The organism is Streptococcus sp. 2021WUSS126 (assembly GCF_044427255.1).
Classification (GTDB): Bacteria; Bacillota; Bacilli; order Lactobacillales; family Streptococcaceae; genus Streptococcus; species Streptococcus hashimotonensis.
Window position 1 is genome coordinate 32,615 of the sequence record NZ_JAOTGI010000003.1, and the last position, 16,924, is coordinate 49,538.

Sequence of the window (16,924 nt, forward strand, 5' to 3'; positions counted from 1 at the left end):
AAGCAAAAAAGAAAGGGTTAGCCTTTCTTTTTAGTCTGTAAATAATGATAGCGATAAACTGCATAACGTTCAATAAGGCGGTAGCCTATTCCTCCTGCGATTGCATGTACAATCAGGGCAATGTGCAATTCTAGTGGTGCTTTTATAGTGATACCAAATAGAATACCGATTACAGTCCATCCTAGTATGACCCACCATAAGTACTTAAATGGAGCATACTGGCCATCCTGGTCTTTAACTTCACTGGAAACCCTGAGTGAACAGCCGATTAATATTCCCATGGGGAGCAATGAACGAGTATCAAATGGTTCTGGTAAAAATGACGATAAGGCGAAGATTTGTATAAGCGCAAAAATCAGTAGCCAAACGAAAATCGGCGTTTTTAGAATGACGTATTTCATATTGTACCCTCCTGAAATTAGTATATCAAATCCAAGAAAGCAAAACAAATATTTATGTGCTATTGATTAGAAGTCGTTTCGGATGCCCCACTAGTTACCTCTGTATTAGTGCTGGTTTCTGTCGTTGTCTCCGAAGCTTGGGTAGCAGACGTTTCTGTAGACGAGGAAGAGGCAGTAGACTCTACTGAAGAGCTGGTCTCGGTTTGGGTTGAGGATGTTGTTTCGGAGCTTGAACTTGTTGAATCTTGTTCTTCTGTTAACGGATTGCCGTTTGATGATTGGCTGGGGCTAGTGGCACTGGATGATGAAATGGTAGTACTTGGAGATGTTGAGGATGTTGCAGGTTTTGCTGTAAAGGTGTAGATAGTGATGCAGGCAGTGATAATCCCTAAAATAGATCCGATAAAGGTTAAATATTTTTGAAAATTAGTTAAAGCAGCCGGTTTTTTATTTGTATTCTTACGTGTATTCATGATGTACCTCCACCTTTAGTTTAAGATAGGAAGTTTAAAACTATCTTAAAGATTGCCGAAAGGCATGAAAACATGATAAAATAGGACTATTGCAATAAAAGGAATATAAAAAATGATCTATTTTGATAATGCAGCAACGACACAGGTCTGTCCAGAAGTTCTCAAGACCTATACGGAAGTGGCGACAAAAATCTGGGGAAATCCCTCTAGCCTCCATAGTCTCGGCAGTCAAGCAACCCGTATTTTGGAAGCGTCTCGTAAGCAAATCGCAGAATTGCTTGGCCAGGATAGCAAAGAAATCTTTTTCACCTCAGGTGGTACGGAAGGTGACAACTGGGTCATCAAGGGAGTGGCATTTGAAAAGGCACACCTGGGCAAGCACATCATCGTGTCAGCTATTGAGCATCCAGCGGTAAAAGAGTCGGCACTTTGGCTCAAAACACAAGGTTTTGAGGTTGATTTGGCTCCGGTCAATGCCCAAGGTTTTGTGGATGTTGCAGCCTTAGAAAGCTTGATTCGTCCAGATACCACACTGGTTTCTATCATGGCCGTCAACAATGAAATTGGTGCCATTCAGCCCATTCAGGAAATTTCACAACTTCTAGCTGATAAACCCACCATCTCCTTCCATGTGGACGCTGTGCAGGCTATCGGCAAGGTGCGAACGGAACGGTATCTGACAGACCGAGTTGATTTTGCCAGTTTTTCAGGTCACAAATTCCATTCTGTAAGAGGTGTAGGGTTCGTCTATATCAAAGCAGGTAAGAAAATCACTCCGCTATTGACAGGAGGAGGACAGGAAAGCGACAAACGCTCAACAACTGAAAATGTGGCTGGTATTGCCGCAACGGCTAAGGCGCTCCGCTTGACCTTGGACAAGGCAGCAGATAGCCAGAAGCGACTGGCAGCTATGAAGCAAATCTTGGTGGATGAATTGGGCAAATATGCCGATGTGACAGTCTTTTCTGGGCTAGAGGACTTTGTGCCAAGCATTGTGACGTTTGGGATTAAGAACATCCGAGGCGAGGTCATTGTCCATGCCTTTGAAGAACACCAGATTTACATTTCGACAACCTCAGCCTGCTCGTCCAAGGCTGGAAAACCAGCTGGAACACTGATTGCTATGGGTGTTCCGCAGAAGTTGGCTCAAACTGCCGTCCGTATCAGCTTGGATGATGACAACGATATGGGGCAAATTGAACAATTCCTCACGATTTTCAAACAAATTTATCAGAACACGCAGAAAGTAAGGTAGCATGAACTATTCAGAAATTATGATTCGCTATGGTGAATTGTCAACCAAAGGGAAAAACAAGATGCGGTTTGTTAACAAACTCCGCAATAATATCAAGCATGTCCTTTCTGTTTACCCAGAAGTGACAGTTTATTTTGACCGTGACCGTGGTCATGTCTATTTGAACGGGGCAGATTATCAGGAAGTCTCAGCTTCTTTGAAGAAGATTTTTGGTATCCAAAATTTTGCACCGTCTTATAAGATTGAAAAGTCTGTTCCAGCCTTGAAAGAGGCGGTTGTGGAGATTATGCAGTCTATTTACAAGGAAGGGATGACCTTCAAGATTGCTGCACGTCGTAGCGACCACAGTTTTGAATTGGACAGCCGTGACCTCAACCAAGTCCTTGGAGATGCGGTTTTTACAGCTATTCCCAATGTACAGGTACAGATGAAGTCACCAAATATTACCTTGCGAGTGGAGATTCGTCCTGACGCTGCTTATATTTCCCATGAAGAAATCAAGGGGGCAGGTGGTCTTCCAGTTGGTACATCTGGCAAAGGTACGCTGATGCTATCAGGTGGTATTGATTCGCCTGTTGCGGGCTATTTGGCACTTAAACGTGGTGTAGAAATCGAAGCCTTGCACTTTGCAAGTCCGCCTTATACTAGCCCAGGTGCGCTTAAAAAGGCCCATGATTTGACTCGTAAATTGACTGCCTTTGGTGGTAATATCACCTTTATCGAAGTGCCGTTTACAGAAATTCAGGAAGAAATCAAGGAAAAAGCACCTGAAGCTTATTTGATGACCTTGACACGTCGCTTCATGATGCGGATTACAGACCGAGTTCGTGAAGAGCGTGGTGCCATGGTTATTATCAATGGTGAAAGTCTAGGACAAGTGGCAAGTCAGACCTTGGAATCAATGCAGGCTATCAATGCGGTGACAAATACACCTGTTATCCGTCCAGTCGTTACCATGGACAAGTTGGAAATCATTGATATTGCTCAAGAAATTGATACATTTGACATTTCCATCCAGCCATTTGAAGATTGCTGTACCATCTTTGCCCCTGACCGTCCAAAAACCAACCCTAAAATTAAAAATGTCGAGCAGTACGAAGCTCGTATGGATGTAGAAGGATTGGTAGAACGTGCTGTGGCTGGGATTATCGTAACTGAAATCACACCGAAAGAGGAAGTGAAAGACGAAGTGGATAGTTTGATTGAAGACTTACTGTAGCATACAATTATTTTGACATACATGTAAATCCAGTTATTGCTGGATTTTTTAATACGAATCGTTCGGAAAAATCGAATTTGTATGATATAATAAGACTTCAGAAAAAATACAAAGGAGTTATTATGAAAAAAGGAGCGCTAACAGGTTTACTCCTGTTTGGTATGTTTTTTGGTGCAGGAAACTTGATTTTCCCACCTGCACTTGGTGTCTTGTCTGGTGAGAATTTTTGGCCAGCTATTTTAGGATTTGTCGTATCGGGTGTCGGCATTGCTGTCATTGCTTTGATTGTCGGTACCTTAAATCCAAAAGGTTATGTACATGAGATTTCTCGTAAGATTTCTCCAGCCTTTGCAACGGTCTATCTTGTTGCCTTGTATTTGGCTATCGGTCCTTTCTTTGCCATTCCGCGTACAGCAACAACGTCCTTTGAAATTGGTATTGCACCCTTGTTGGGCGATGCGAATCTGGGTATCTGGTTGTTTGGCTTTACAGCTCTTTACTTTGTGGCAGCTTATTTGATTGCCCTCAATCCATCTCAAATCTTAAACAGTATCGGACGTATTTTAACCCCTGTTTTTGCCATTTTGATTGTGATTTTGGTTGTGCTTGGTATTGCGAAATACGGATCAACCAGTCCACTACCAGCTTCTGAGGCTTATTCTGCGGGTCAGGCTTTTGGTACAGGATTTATTGAAGGATACAATACCCTCGATGCCCTTGCCTCTATTGCCTTTAGTGTTGTAGCAGTGAATACCTTAAAACAACTTGGTTTCTCCAGCAAGAAGGAGTATGTCTCAACCATCTGGTCTGTTGGTTTTGTTGTAGCCTTGGCTTTTTCAGCACTATATGTTGGTTTGGCTTTCCTAGGTAATCATTTCCCAGTTCCTGCTGATGTTTTGGCTTCTGATACCAATAAGGGTGTTTATATTCTTTCGCAAGCAACACAAGCTATCTTTGGTCCAAGCGCGCAGATTTTCTTGGCTGCTATGGTTATCGTGACTTGTTTCACGACGACGGCTGGCTTGATTGTTTCTTCAGGTGAATTTTTCGCTGAGCGTTTCCCACGTTTTAGCTACAAAGTGTATGCGACAATCTTTACTTTGATTGGTTTTGGTATTGCTAACCTCGGTTTGAACAATATCATCACTTTCTCAGTTCCAGTTCTTTTGGTTCTCTATCCAATTACTATCTGTATTGTCTTGATTACCATTGTTAACAAATTTGTACCGCTTTCCACTTATGGTATGCAATTAACTGTGGGAGTAGTGACAGCTTTGTCATTGGTAGAAGTGTTAGCAGGACAATTCAACTGGACTGCTGTTTCAAAAATCATCTCAGCTCTGCCATTGGCTGGACAATCATTAGCATGGTTATTACCAGCTCTTGTCGGAATCGTCCTCTCTCTATTCTTACCAAACAAGCAGGAGAGCGAAGTTTTCGAAATGTAAGAAAAGTGATACAAAACACTTGCTTTTGCGAGTGTTTTTTGGTATATTACAATAGTTGACTATGCACATTTCCTGTGCAACCGCACGAATGCCGTTCTTTCGATGAGAGTAGAGTAAGTGGTTCGTCCCACGGTACTAGGCGAGTCTTCACATCAAATTCGGGCAAGGCCCAAAAATCATAGGAGGTGCATAATGAGCACATATGCAATCATTAAAACTGGCGGCAAACAAGTTAAAGTTGAAGTCGGTCAAGCTATCTACGTTGAAAAATTGAACGTTGAAGCAGGTCAAGAAGTTACTTTCGAAGAAGTAGTTCTTGTTGGTGGTGAGAAAACTGTTGTGGGTACTCCACTTGTAGCAGGCGCTACTGTTGTTGGTACTGTTGAAAAACAAGGTAAACAGAAAAAAGTTGTTACCTTCAAGTACAAACCTAAAAAAGGTAGCCACCGCAAACAAGGTCACCGTCAACCTTACACAAAAGTTGTTATCAACGCTATCAACGCTTAATCGCGTAGCTTGAAGCAATCATTACAGAAATTCGGAGGAATAACATATGTTAAACTTGAATCTTGCTAACTTGCAATTTATGGCCCACAAAAAAGGTGGAGGTTCAACGTCAAACGGTCGTGACTCACAAGCGAAACGCCTTGGTGCGAAAGCTGCTGACGGCCAAACTGTATCAGGTGGTTCAATCCTTTACCGCCAACGTGGTACAAAAATCTACCCAGGAGCTAACGTAGGTCGTGGTGGAGATGATACTCTTTACGCTAAAGTAGAAGGCGTTGTACGCTTCGAACGTAAAGGTCGCGATAAGAAACAAGTATCTGTTTACCCAATCGCTAAGTAAAAAATGGTCCAGTGGACCATTTTTTCTTGGGCTCTAGAAATAGAAGTAGCGCAAATGGTCCAGTGGACCATTTTTTCTTGCCTTTTTGATTTAAATGAAAGGCAAAGGTTCGGGGAACCTTTTTAGCAACTCTCCTTGAAATAAAAGAGAGAGTTGAGCTAGAGATAGCAAACAATAGGCTTTCCGAGTTATTTTCGGAGAGTCTTTTTTTGTAATTTGATTTTGATATTTTTAAAAGTGTACGATAGAAGTGATTCGAGACGGCAATATCTTCTCTATAGGATAAAAATATTTTGCCATCTGCACTGTTGCGCTTCCTATAAGTTCTACGTTCAGGAGTAGATGAAATGTTCAGAGGAAGTGATATAGGTTCCAACTTAGTAAAATTAGTCATCGATGATTTGATGAATAGAAATTCCAAAGCCTTTCAAATTGCAGTTGAAGAAGAGGATTTGGGAACCTGGAAGTTATATAAGAGAAGAATAGTCTATTTGCGAAAACGCAAGAGTTCAGCAAATTCTTGCTTTTTTTGATATAATGGTAGAAGCAGTTTTAAGAGGTATCAGGTATGAATATTCAACAATTACGCTACGTTGTAGCCATTGCAAACAGTGGTACTTTTCGGGAAGCAGCAGAGAAAATGTACGTTTCCCAGCCTAGTTTGTCTATTTCCATTCGTGATTTGGAAAAAGAGTTAGGTTTTCAAATTTTTAGCCGAACTAGTTCAGGAACTTTTTTGACACAAAAAGGGATGGAATTCTATGAGAAAGCTCAGGCTTTAGTTAAGGGATTTGATCAGTTTGAGCATCTCTATTTGCAACCTGAGGAAGGTGAGAAGACTTTTTCAATTTCAAGTCAGCATTATGATTTTCTTCCTCCATTGATTACGGAGTTCTCTTGTAGCCACCCGCAGTACCCTCATTTTCGCATTTTTGAATCGACTACAGTACAGATTTTAGATGAGGTTGCTCAAGGTTATAGCGAGCTTGGTATTATTTATTTGAACGAGAGAAATACAAAAGGAATCATGCAGAAATTGGATAAACTTCACTTGCAAGCTGTAGATTTGTCTGCATTTCAGACTCATATCTACCTTCGTGAAGATCATCCTTTGACAAAGAAAGCTGAGATTGAGCCAGCAGATTTGGTAGGTCTACCTACCGTACGGTTCACTCAAGAAAAAGAGGCTTATCTTTATTATTCCGAGAACTTGATTGATACGTCGGATTCCTCGGTTGTGTTTGATGTGACAGACCGTGCTACTTTGAATGGAATTTTGGAGCGTACGGATGCCTATGCAACTGGTTCGGGCTATCTTGATGAAGAGAGTGTCAATGGCATTACAGTAATTCCTCTCAAAGGAAAGGTAGACAATCGCATGGTCTACGTTAAACGAGCCAATGATGAACTTAGTTCTTGTGCCAAGGACTTTATTGAAACCATGCAGGCATATTTTGATAAGAAGAAGGATGAAAATGCGTAAAATTGGATTTCCATTTTTGATGGTAGTATTAATTGGTCTGGACCAGCTTGTAAAAGCTTGGACAGTTGCCAATGTTGAATTAGATAGGGTAACGGAATTTATACCAGGATTGATGAGCTTAGCTTATCTAAGAAATTATGGTGCGGCCTGGTCGATTTTACAAAATCAGCAGTGGTTTTTCACGATAATGACAATTGTTGCTGTGACAGGCCTAGTGTGGTACTATATCAAACAGATCAAGGGCAATATCTGGACTTTATTCAGTCTGTCTTTGATGATTGCTGGTGCTCTTGGGAATTTTATTGATCGTCTTAGACTGGGATATGTGGTGGACATGTTTCACTTGGATTTTATTAGTTTCCCTGTATTTAATGTAGCAGATATTTGTCTGACAGTTGGTGTAGGTATTTTATTTATTTGTATTATGAAAGAAGAGAGTAATGGAAGTAAGAGTTGAGGTTGGTGGCATTCGTTTGGATAAGGCATTGTCGGATTTGACGGATTTGTCTCGTTCGGTTGCAAATGAGCAGATTAAGGCTGGTCAAGTTTTGGTCAATGGACAGCCTAAAAAAGCTAAATATAGTGTACAGGTTGGGGATGTCCTAACCTATCAAATTCCAGAAGTAGAAGAAATCGACTATGTTGCTGAGGATATTCCTTTAGAGATTGTCTTTCAGGACGAGGATGTTGCTGTTGTAAATAAACCTCAAGGGATGGTCGTTCATCCGTCGGCTGGTCACACATCTGGAACGCTAGTTAATGCTCTCCTTTATCACGTAAAAGATTTGTCAGGCATCAATGGTGTCTTGCGACCAGGAATTGTTCATCGGATTGATAAGGATACTTCTGGCCTGCTCATGGTTGCTAAAAACGATGATGCCCATACAAAGCTTGCTGCTGAATTGAAAGACAAGAAATCCCTTCGTAAGTATTGGGCCATTGTCCACGGCAATCTACCAAACGATCGCGGAGTAATTGAGGCGCCGATTGGTCGTTCTGAAAAAGACCGCAAGAAACAAGCGGTGACTGCCAAAGGGAAAGAAGCTGTGACACGTTTTCAGGTTCTGGAGCGTTTTGGTGACTACACTTTGGTGGAATTGATCTTGGAAACAGGACGAACTCACCAAATTCGTGTCCACATGGCTTATATTGGTCATCCGGTTGCGGGGGATGAGGCTTATGGCCCAAGGAAAACACTAAAAGGACATGGCCAATTTCTTCATGCCAGAACGCTTGGATTTACCCATCCGAGAACTGGCGAGGTTGTTGAATTTACGGCAGAAGCGCCAGCTATTTTTCAGGAGGTACTTGAAAAACTGCGCAAGGCTGAATAATAGTATGAAAACCTTATCATCTTGCCCATTTTTTCAACAAATGCTATACTAGAACATGAAAAATGTTAAGGAGAGTAAGAATGGAAACTTTACCAAATTGTCCAAAATGTAATTCTGAATATGTCTATGAAGACGGTGCCCTCTTGGTTTGCCCTGAGTGTGCTTACGAGTGGAACCCAGCAGATGTAGCTGAGGAAGAAAGTGGACCTGTTGCAATTGATGCTAACGGTAATCGTTTGGCGGACGGCGATACTGTGACGCTTATCAAAGATTTGAAAGTGAAAGGTGCGCCTAAGGACCTTAAACAAGGTACACGTGTTAAAGGCATTCGTATCGTTGAAGGCGATCACAATATTGATTGTAAAATCGATGGTTTCGGTGCGATGAAGCTGAAATCTGAATTTGTTAAAAAAATTTAAGAGAAAGGGCTGGTTAACCAGTCTTTTGTCATATTTGAAAGGATATTATGAAACATCAAAGTATTTTGTTTTACAGTAGATGCTTGTTAGCCATTTTAGCCATCACAGGTACCGCTTTAGAAATCATTAAATATGGTATCGGGATGCTCATGTATTATACGGTGCAATCTAATTTATTAGTATCTCTGTTTGCTGTCTATATGGTCTATGCCATGCAGAAGGGGGTTGACTTACAATCGGCAAAGTTTTTACGGCTCAAGGCAGCAGTAACCATGTCTATCATGATTACTTGTGTAGTCTATCACTTTATGTTGGCCCCTTTGGCAGACGATTTCTGGCGACTTGAAAATCTACTCTGCCATTATATTGTTCCCCTTTATTTCCTGCTAGATACCTTGCTTGTGGACCGACAACGACAGTACAAGTGGTTTGACCCGATTTGGTGGACGCTTTTGCCTGTTCTCTACATGATTTTTGGTCTAGTGAATGGTCTTTTCATAAAAATTCCAATCCCAGATGCTAAGGACAGTCCTTTTGCTTATTTCTTTCTCAATGTCCCTAAGTATGGTTGGACCTATGTTTTGACTTATGCCGGAGTCATCTTTGTCGCCTATCTAGTCTGCGGTTTTCTATTGGCGGGACTTAAATCCATAAAACTTAAGACTTCATTGTCTTTTGGAAAAAATTCTCAGTAAAATCCGATAATTTCTATATTTTTTCAGAAAAAAATTGTCAAGGCTGAGATTTTATGCTATACTCTGCTTAATTAATCCTTTAAAACCTGTCCAGAGAGGCAGACAAGGAGTCGGATGTTAAGCAGGTTGGTTCTAACTAGCCTATATTTTCATAGTCTCCTTGTATAAGGAGACTTTTTCTATACTTTTGGAGGTCTTTATGAAGACAAAAGAAATCGTTGACGATATGACTATGAAGCGGGCGATCACCCGTATCACTTATGAAATTATCGAACGGAATAAGAATTTGGATAATATTGTCCTTGCAGGGATTAAAACACGGGGTGTTTTCATTGCAAAGAGGATTCAGGAGAGACTTAAGCAATTAGAAGGTATCGACGTTCCGTTGGGAGAGTTGGATACCAAGCCGTTTCGAGATGACATGAAGGTAGAAGATGATACGACAAATATGACTGCCAATGTCAACGATCGTGATGTTATATTAGTAGATGATGTGCTTTATACAGGACGGACTATTCGTGCTGCTATTGACAACATAGTGTCCTTGGGCCGTCCAGCTCGTGTTAGTTTAGCAGTACTTGTGGATCGTGGACACAGGGAGTTGCCTATTCGAGCAGATTATGTTGGGAAGAATATTCCAACTAGTCGTTCTGAAGAAATCATTGTGCACATGGCTGAAATCGATGGTCAAGACGCTGTCCTTCTGGTTGAAGGTGCATAGTCGCTTCGTTTACAAATTATCATTCTACATCTAGATCATAAAGGTAGGTATCATCATGACAATTACAAATGGTAAAGTTTCACTCAAACACTTGGTTACAATGGAGACCCTCTCAAATGAAGAAGTATTGGGACTCATTCAACGTGGTATTGCTTTTAAACGTGGTGAAAAGGTAGAGTTGGATCGGAAGTACTATGCTTCTAACCTTTTCTTTGAGGATTCAACTCGGACGCATAAGTCTTTTGAAATGGCAGAGCTTCGTTTGAATATGGGAATGATTGACTTTGATGCTCGTACCAGCTCAGTCAATAAGGGTGAAACCTTGTATGATACTATTTTGACCATGTCGGCACTTGGTGTTGACATTTGCGTGATTCGTCATTCGGAAGTGGATTATTACAAGCAATTGATTGATAGTCCTACCATCCAGACTTCAATTGTCAATGGTGGTGATGGTTCAGGTCAACACCCAAGCCAATCTCTACTTGATTTGATGACTATTTATGAAGAATTTGGAACTTTTGAAGGCTTGAAGATTGCCATTGCAGGTGATATTACACACTCACGGGTTGCTAAGTCCAATATGCAAATTTTGAAACGTCTGGGAGCTGAGATTTTCTTTGCTGGACCGGAGGAATGGTACGCAGAGGAATTTGATGTCTATGGTCAGCATTTGAATATTGATGATATTGTAGAAACGGTAGATGTACTGATGTTGCTCCGTGTGCAACACGAACGACATGATGGTGATGGTGGTTTTTCTAAAGAAACTTATAACCGTTTGCATGGTTTAACAGAGGAGCGCTACAAACGCTTGAAAGATACTGCAATTGTTATGCATCCGGCTCCTGTTAACCGTGATGTAGAAATCGATGACCAATTGGTAGAGGCGCCAAAATCACGTATTGTGCGTCAAATGCAAAATGGTGTCTTTGTTCGGATGGCGATTTTGGAAGCAATTGTCAATGGCAAGGCTTAAAAGTAAACTGTTCAGGTATCTTAGAACTAAGCAGTTAGAAATTTGTTAGACTTATCTTATTTAATGTCGCTCAGAGAGGTGACGAATAGAAAGGCAAGGGACAGGTCAATGGTTGCAAGCAACTCATTGACCTACGCCTGGGAGTGGGAAAGAACTCGAAAAGTAAAAAAGAGTTCTTCAACAAGTCTTTAATTTAAGTTGTTGAGTTGAAACAGTCTATTCCCAGACTGTTTCACTCCCACCCCCGCATAGTTCCAACTGTCTGGGAGATAGTTGGAAGTTGGAAATAGAGCGAACAAAGTTCGCATCAGTCGTAGAGGTTAAATTTGGAGTATAGAATGCGAACAAATTTACCAATCAACCACTGCGCTGAGATGTTGACACCTGCTCTTAGAAATGGTGATATACTTCAAGGTTATCCCTTGCACTAGTTTGTACAGTCAATTATTATCGAATTGGCAGTACAAACGTCGGACTATTATTTAATTCTATCCGGAGAGATAGAAAATAGAAAGGAGAAGATACAGGTTCGAGTAAGATTTGATTTTTATATTCGAACACGCCTTAAGGACTGTGTGAAAAAGCTAAATATCGTCTTGACGCTTGTAGCGTCGGCGTCGAATTTCCTATTTTCACTTTGTCCTTTTAACGGGCTTTGTATCATAGATTATGTCAAAAAGACGTTTGATTTTAGAAGATGGTACTATTTTTGAAGGGGAGGCCTTCGGTGCTGATATTGATGTGACTGGTGAGTTGGTTTTCTCAACTGGGATGACAGGTTATCAGGAATCTATCACGGACCAGTCTTATAATGGTCAGATTTTAACCTTTACCTATCCCTTGGTAGGAAATTACGGGATTAACCGTGATGATTACGAGTCAATCAAGCCGACTTGTAAGGGAGTGGTTGTCAGTGAGTGGGCTCGTCGGGCAAGTAACTGGCGTAACCAGATGACTTTGGATGAATTTTTAAAGGCTAAGAAAATTCCAGCAATTTCTGGAATTGACACACGCGCCCTAACTAAAATTATTCGTCAGCACGGTACCATGAAGGCGACTCTTGCAAATGTCGGTGATTCTGTTGAGCATTTGACAGACCAGTTGAGAGCGACTGTTTTGCCAACCAACAACATCCAGCAAGTATCGACTAAAACAGCCTATCCTGCACCTGGAGTTGGACGTAGTGTCGTTCTGGTTGATTTTGGATTGAAACATTCTATTCTTAGAGAGTTAGCCAAGCGTGATTGCAATGTGACAGTTATCCCTTATGATACGACTGCTGAAGAAATTCTTGCCCTCCATCCTGATGGTGTCATGCTATCAAACGGCCCAGGAAATCCAGATGATGTTCCAGAAGCGCTAGAAATGATTCGTGGGATTCTTGGTAAAATTCCAATTTTTGGTATCTGTATGGGGCACCAACTTTTTGCTAAAGCAAATGGGGCAACGACTTATAAAATGAAGTTTGGTCATCGTGGTTTCAACCATGCTGTTCGTGAAATTGCGACAGGTCGAGTGGACTTTACCAGTCAGAACCATGGTTATGCAGTGGCTCGTGAAGATTTACCTGAATGTTTAATGATTACTCATGAAGAAATCAATGACAAATCAGTAGAAGGGGTACGCCACAAGTACTATCCAGGTTTCTCTGTTCAATTCCACCCAGATGCTGCACCTGGTCCACATGATGCCAGCTATTTGTTTGATGAATTTATGGAATTGATGGATTCGTTTAAAAAAGGGCAATAAGGTTTAACCACTATCGAGCTAAACCTTACTGCGTCGGTCTATTATTTAATTCTATCCGGAAAGATAGAAAATAGAAAGGCAAGGGACAGGTCAATGGTTGCTGGCAACTCATTTCCCTACGCCTGGGAGTGGGAAAGAACTCGAAAAGTAAAAAAGAGTTCGTCAACAAGTCTTTAATTTAAGTTGTTGAGCTGAAACAGTCTATTCCCAGACTGATTCACTCTCACCTCCGCACAGTTGATTAGGTTAAATTTGGAGTATAGAATACGAACAAATTTACCAATCAACCACTGCGCTGAGATGTTGACACCTGCTCTTAGAAATGGTGATATACTTTAATGCTATCCCTTGCACTAGTTTGAAAACTAAAGTAATATCGACTTTAGTTTTCAAACGTCGGTCAGAGCAAGTCGGACTTCATGCGAACGCATGTGTCCTCCTACACAAAGTCCTATGGGACCTTTGCTAACTCTGACACTAGTTTAGAATCTCAATTATTATCGAATTGAGATTCTAAACGTCGGACTTATCTTATTTAATGTCGCTCAGAGAGGCGACGAATAGAAAGGAGAAGGGGGTGTTCTGTTGCTCGGATTTTGTAATTGAATTCGGGCTACGGACTGGGTCAAAAAGATAGTTTTTCCTCGAACGCAAGCGTTCTTGGTCAAACTCCTATTTTGACTGTGTCCGCTTAACGCCCTTAATATCTTAAAATTATGCCAAAACGTACGGATATTAAGAAAATTATGGTGATTGGGTCTGGTCCGATTATTATCGGTCAGGCTGCAGAGTTTGATTATGCTGGGACTCAGGCTTGTTTGGCTTTAAAGGAAGAAGGCTATAGTGTTGTCTTGGTCAATTCAAACCCTGCGACCATCATGACAGACAAGGAAATTGCGGATAAGGTCTATATTGAGCCGATTACGCTTGAATTTGTCACACGGATTTTACGGAAGGAGCGTCCAGATGCTCTCTTACCAACTCTTGGTGGTCAGACCGGTCTAAACATGGCCATGGAATTGTCTAAGGCTGGTATTTTAGATGAGCTTGGAGTTGAGTTGTTGGGAACTAAACTATCTGCAATTGATCAGGCAGAGGACCGCGATCTCTTCAAACAACTCATGGAAGAACTCAATCAGCCTATTCCTGAATCGACCATTGTGACAACAGTTGAAGAAGCCCTGGAATTCGCTGGTGAAATTGGCTATCCTCTTATCGTCCGCCCTGCCTTCACGCTAGGTGGTACTGGCGGCGGTATGTGTGCCAATGAAGAAGAATTGCGTGAAATTGCAGAAAATGGTTTGAAACTGTCACCGGTGACCCAGTGTTTGATTGAGCGTTCCATTGCTGGTTTCAAGGAAATTGAATACGAAGTGATGCGCGATGCGGCTGACAATGCCTTGGTCGTATGTAACATGGAAAACTTTGACCCTGTAGGAATTCATACAGGAGATTCTATCGTATTTGCCCCAACGCAGACGCTTTCGGATATTGAAAACCAGATGTTGCGTGATGCCAGTCTCAGCATCATCCGTGCCCTAAAAATCGAAGGTGGTTGTAATGTGCAGTTGGCACTGGATCCCCATAGTTTCAAATACTATGTCATCGAAGTGAACCCACGTGTGTCCCGTTCCTCTGCCTTGGCATCCAAAGCGACAGGTTATCCTATTGCCAAATTGGCAGCAAAAATTGCGGTTGGCTTGACCTTGGATGAAATGGTGAACCCTGTTACAGGAACAACCTACGCCATGTTTGAGCCTGCTCTTGACTACGTTGTGGCAAAAATTCCACGTTTCCCATTTGATAAGTTTGAAAAAGGGGAGCGCCGCCTTGGAACGCAGATGAAAGCAACTGGTGAGGTCATGGCTATCGGTCGCAATATCGAAGAAAGTTTGCTCAAGGCCTGCCGTTCTTTGGAAATCGGGGTCTATCACAATGAAATGCCTGAACTCAGCCAAGTGACAGATGACCAACTGGTTGAGAAGATTGTCAAGGCACAGGATGATCGTTTATTCTATCTCTCAGAAGCTCTTCGACGGGGCTATACAGTAGAAGAACTGGCTCAGTTGACGAAGATTGATCTTTTCTTTCTTGATAAGCTGCTTCATATCTTAGAAATCGAGCAGGAATTGGCAATCAATCACGATAATATCGAATTATTGAAGAAAGCCAAGAAATACGGTTTTGCAGATCGCAAGATTGCGGAACTCTGGGGACGGACAGAATCTTACATTCGTCAACTGCGGACAGAGCACAAAATTGTCCCTGTTTATAAGATGGTGGACACTTGTGCGGCCGAATTTGAAAGTGCTACACCTTATTTCTACTCAACTTATGAGTGGGAAAATGAGTCCAACCGCTCGGAAAAAGAATCTGTTTTGGTGTTGGGTTCTGGACCAATTCGTATCGGACAGGGTGTGGAGTTTGACTATGCGACGGTGCATTCTGTCAAGGCTATTCAGGCGGCTGGCTACGAAGCTATCATTATGAACTCGAACCCTGAAACAGTGTCAACTGACTTTTCGGTTTCAGACAAGCTTTACTTCGAACCATTGACCTTGGAAGATGTCTTGAATGTCATTGATTTGGAACAACCAAAAGGGGTTATCGTTCAGTTCGGTGGCCAGACTGCTATCAATTTGGCAGAGCCATTGGCAAAAGCAGGTATTCCAATCTTGGGTACGCAAGTAGCGGATTTGGATAGAGCTGAAGACAGGGATTTATTTGAAAAAGCCCTGAAAGACCTTGGTATTCCACAGCCACCAGGTCAAACCGCAACCAACGAAGAGGAAGCTCTAGAAGCGGCCCGCAAAATTGGTTTCCCGGTACTTGTTCGTCCCTCATATGTCTTGGGCGGTCGTGCTATGGAAATTGTCGAAAATGAAGAGGACCTACGTTCTTATATGAGAACGGCGGTCAAGGCTTCGCAAGAGCACCCAGTTTTGGTGGATTCTTACATCGTCGGTCGTGAGTGTGAAGTGGATGCTATCTCAGATGGTAAGGATGTCTTGATTCCGGGTATTATGGAGCATATCGAGCGTGCTGGGGTTCACTCAGGTGACTCGATGGCAGTTTATCCGCCACAAACCCTGTCTAAAGAGGTGCAGGCGACTATTGCAGACTACACCAAACGCTTGGCAATCGGCCTCAACTGTATCGGTATGATGAATATCCAGTTTGTTATCAAGGATGAGACGGTTTATGTGATTGAGGTCAATCCTCGTGCTAGTCGTACGGTTCCATTCTTGTCCAAAGTCACAGACATTCCAATGGCCCAGGTTGCAACCAAATTGATTTTGGGACAAAGCCTTTCGGAACTGGGTTACCAAGACGGTCTTTATCCTGAGAGCAACCAAGTGCACGTTAAAGCACCAGTATTCTCATTCACAAAATTGGCTAAAGTTGACAGTTTGTTAGGACCAGAGATGAAGTCAACCGGTGAGGTAATGGGGTCAGATATGACCTTGGAGAAGGCTCTCTATAAGGCCTTTGAAGCAAGTTACCTGCATTTGGAAGATTTTGGCACTATCGTCTTTACAGTTGCGGATGAGGACAAGGAGGAGGCCTTCCGTCTAGCGGAAAGATACCGTGAAATTGGCTTTATTATTGCGGCTACAAGCGGTACGGCAACTGCCTTCCAAGCTAAGGGCTTAGACTGTCTGCCTGTTGGGAAAATCAGTGGAGACCAAAGAGAGTCGATTCCTCAGCTGGTCCGTAAAGGCAAGGTGCAAGCCATTGTCAATACAGTAGGCAAAAAGCGTGTGGCAGACGAGGATGGAGAGGTTATTCGTGCATCTGCTATCGAAGCAGGGATTCCGCTTTTTACAGCCTTAGATACTGCTGCGGCTATGTTGGCTGTACTAGAAAGTCGTAGTTTTTCGACGCGAGCAATTTAGGAGAT

At 42.1% G+C, this 16,924-nt stretch carries 17 protein-coding genes and 1 other annotated feature; of the genes, 15 read left to right on the forward strand and 2 right to left on the reverse strand.

Features of this window, described 5'->3' with window-relative positions; translation table 11 throughout:
• Nucleotides 1-17: 17 nt before the first annotated feature.
• Nucleotides 18-401 (reverse strand): hypothetical protein, encoded by a 384-nt coding sequence (locus ODU39_RS02315; RefSeq protein WP_398579757.1) that lies wholly within the window; start codon nucleotides 399-401, stop codon nucleotides 18-20.
• A 59-nt stretch (nucleotides 402-460) separates the two neighbouring features.
• Complete coding sequence (locus ODU39_RS02320) at nucleotides 461-874, reverse strand: DUF6556 family protein (RefSeq protein ID WP_398579758.1); 414 nt, start codon at nucleotides 872-874, stop codon at nucleotides 461-463.
• Between the two features lie 112 nt (nucleotides 875-986).
• Here ODU39_RS02320 and ODU39_RS02325 point away from each other — a divergent pair, with 112 nt between their 5' ends.
• The 15 genes from ODU39_RS02325 to carB all read left to right on the forward strand — a co-directional run bounded on the left by ODU39_RS02325 (nucleotide 987) and on the right by carB (nucleotide 16,919).
• Nucleotides 987-2,129 carry a cysteine desulfurase family protein gene (locus ODU39_RS02325; protein ID WP_398579759.1) on the forward strand — a complete coding sequence of 381 codons (1,143 nt, stop codon included), beginning with the start codon at nucleotides 987-989 and terminating at the stop codon, nucleotides 2,127-2,129.
• A 1-nt stretch (nucleotide 2,130) separates the two neighbouring features.
• Nucleotides 2,131-3,348, forward strand: a complete 1,218-nt coding sequence (gene thiI, locus ODU39_RS02330; RefSeq protein WP_398579760.1) for a tRNA uracil 4-sulfurtransferase ThiI — start codon at nucleotides 2,131-2,133, stop codon at nucleotides 3,346-3,348.
• Between the two features lie 119 nt (nucleotides 3,349-3,467).
• Nucleotides 3,468-4,796: a branched-chain amino acid transport system II carrier protein gene (brnQ, locus tag ODU39_RS02335; protein ID WP_398579799.1), complete on the forward strand. Its 1,329-nt coding sequence runs from the start codon at nucleotides 3,468-3,470 to the stop codon at nucleotides 4,794-4,796.
• Nucleotides 4,797-4,864: 68 nt separating this feature from the next.
• Nucleotides 4,865-4,953 (forward strand) — a sequence feature (ribosomal protein L21 leader region).
• A 35-nt stretch (nucleotides 4,954-4,988) separates the two neighbouring features.
• Nucleotides 4,989-5,303 (forward strand): 50S ribosomal protein L21, encoded by a 315-nt coding sequence (gene rplU, locus ODU39_RS02340; protein ID WP_002941330.1) that lies wholly within the window; start codon nucleotides 4,989-4,991, stop codon nucleotides 5,301-5,303.
• Between the two features lie 46 nt (nucleotides 5,304-5,349).
• Nucleotides 5,350-5,643 (forward strand): 50S ribosomal protein L27, encoded by a 294-nt coding sequence (gene rpmA, locus ODU39_RS02345; protein ID WP_009909754.1) that lies wholly within the window; start codon nucleotides 5,350-5,352, stop codon nucleotides 5,641-5,643.
• Between the two features lie 347 nt (nucleotides 5,644-5,990).
• Nucleotides 5,991-6,176: a transcriptional regulator gene (locus tag ODU39_RS02350; RefSeq protein WP_398579761.1), complete on the forward strand. Its 186-nt coding sequence runs from the start codon at nucleotides 5,991-5,993 to the stop codon at nucleotides 6,174-6,176.
• A 35-nt stretch (nucleotides 6,177-6,211) separates the two neighbouring features.
• Nucleotides 6,212-7,126 (forward strand): LysR family transcriptional regulator, encoded by a 915-nt coding sequence (locus tag ODU39_RS02355; protein ID WP_398579762.1) that lies wholly within the window; start codon nucleotides 6,212-6,214, stop codon nucleotides 7,124-7,126.
• Nucleotides 7,119-7,583 (forward strand): signal peptidase II, encoded by a 465-nt coding sequence (lspA, locus tag ODU39_RS02360; RefSeq protein ID WP_029180166.1) that lies wholly within the window; start codon nucleotides 7,119-7,121, stop codon nucleotides 7,581-7,583. Before ODU39_RS02355 ends, lspA begins: the two co-directional genes overlap by 8 nt.
• Entirely contained in the window at nucleotides 7,567-8,460 is an 894-nt protein-coding gene (locus ODU39_RS02365; RefSeq protein ID WP_398579763.1) for an RluA family pseudouridine synthase, read from the forward strand. Before lspA ends, ODU39_RS02365 begins: the two co-directional genes overlap by 17 nt.
• 80 nt (nucleotides 8,461-8,540) lie before the next feature.
• Nucleotides 8,541-8,879, forward strand: coding sequence for a zinc ribbon domain-containing protein YjdM (locus tag ODU39_RS02370; protein WP_012775074.1), 339 nt, complete (start codon nucleotides 8,541-8,543; stop codon nucleotides 8,877-8,879).
• 47 nt (nucleotides 8,880-8,926) lie between these two features.
• A complete protein-coding gene (locus ODU39_RS02375) occupies nucleotides 8,927-9,574 on the forward strand; it encodes a Pr6Pr family membrane protein (protein WP_398579764.1) in 648 nt (215 codons plus the stop codon).
• 199 nt (nucleotides 9,575-9,773) lie between these two features.
• Nucleotides 9,774-10,295: a bifunctional pyr operon transcriptional regulator/uracil phosphoribosyltransferase PyrR gene (gene pyrR / locus ODU39_RS02380; RefSeq protein WP_011922318.1), complete on the forward strand. Its 522-nt coding sequence runs from the start codon at nucleotides 9,774-9,776 to the stop codon at nucleotides 10,293-10,295.
• 55 nt (nucleotides 10,296-10,350) lie between these two features.
• Nucleotides 10,351-11,274: an aspartate carbamoyltransferase catalytic subunit gene (locus ODU39_RS02385; RefSeq protein WP_336372370.1), complete on the forward strand. Its 924-nt coding sequence runs from the start codon at nucleotides 10,351-10,353 to the stop codon at nucleotides 11,272-11,274.
• Nucleotides 11,275-11,943: 669 nt separating this feature from the next.
• Nucleotides 11,944-13,023: a carbamoyl phosphate synthase small subunit gene (locus ODU39_RS02390; RefSeq protein WP_398579765.1), complete on the forward strand. Its 1,080-nt coding sequence runs from the start codon at nucleotides 11,944-11,946 to the stop codon at nucleotides 13,021-13,023.
• Nucleotides 13,024-13,739: 716 nt separating this feature from the next.
• The gene (carB, locus tag ODU39_RS02395) at nucleotides 13,740-16,919 is read left to right on the forward strand and encodes a carbamoyl-phosphate synthase large subunit (protein ID WP_398579766.1); all 3,180 of its coding nucleotides are present in this window, start codon (nucleotides 13,740-13,742) and stop codon (nucleotides 16,917-16,919) included.
• Nucleotides 16,920-16,924: the final 5 nt, after the last annotated feature.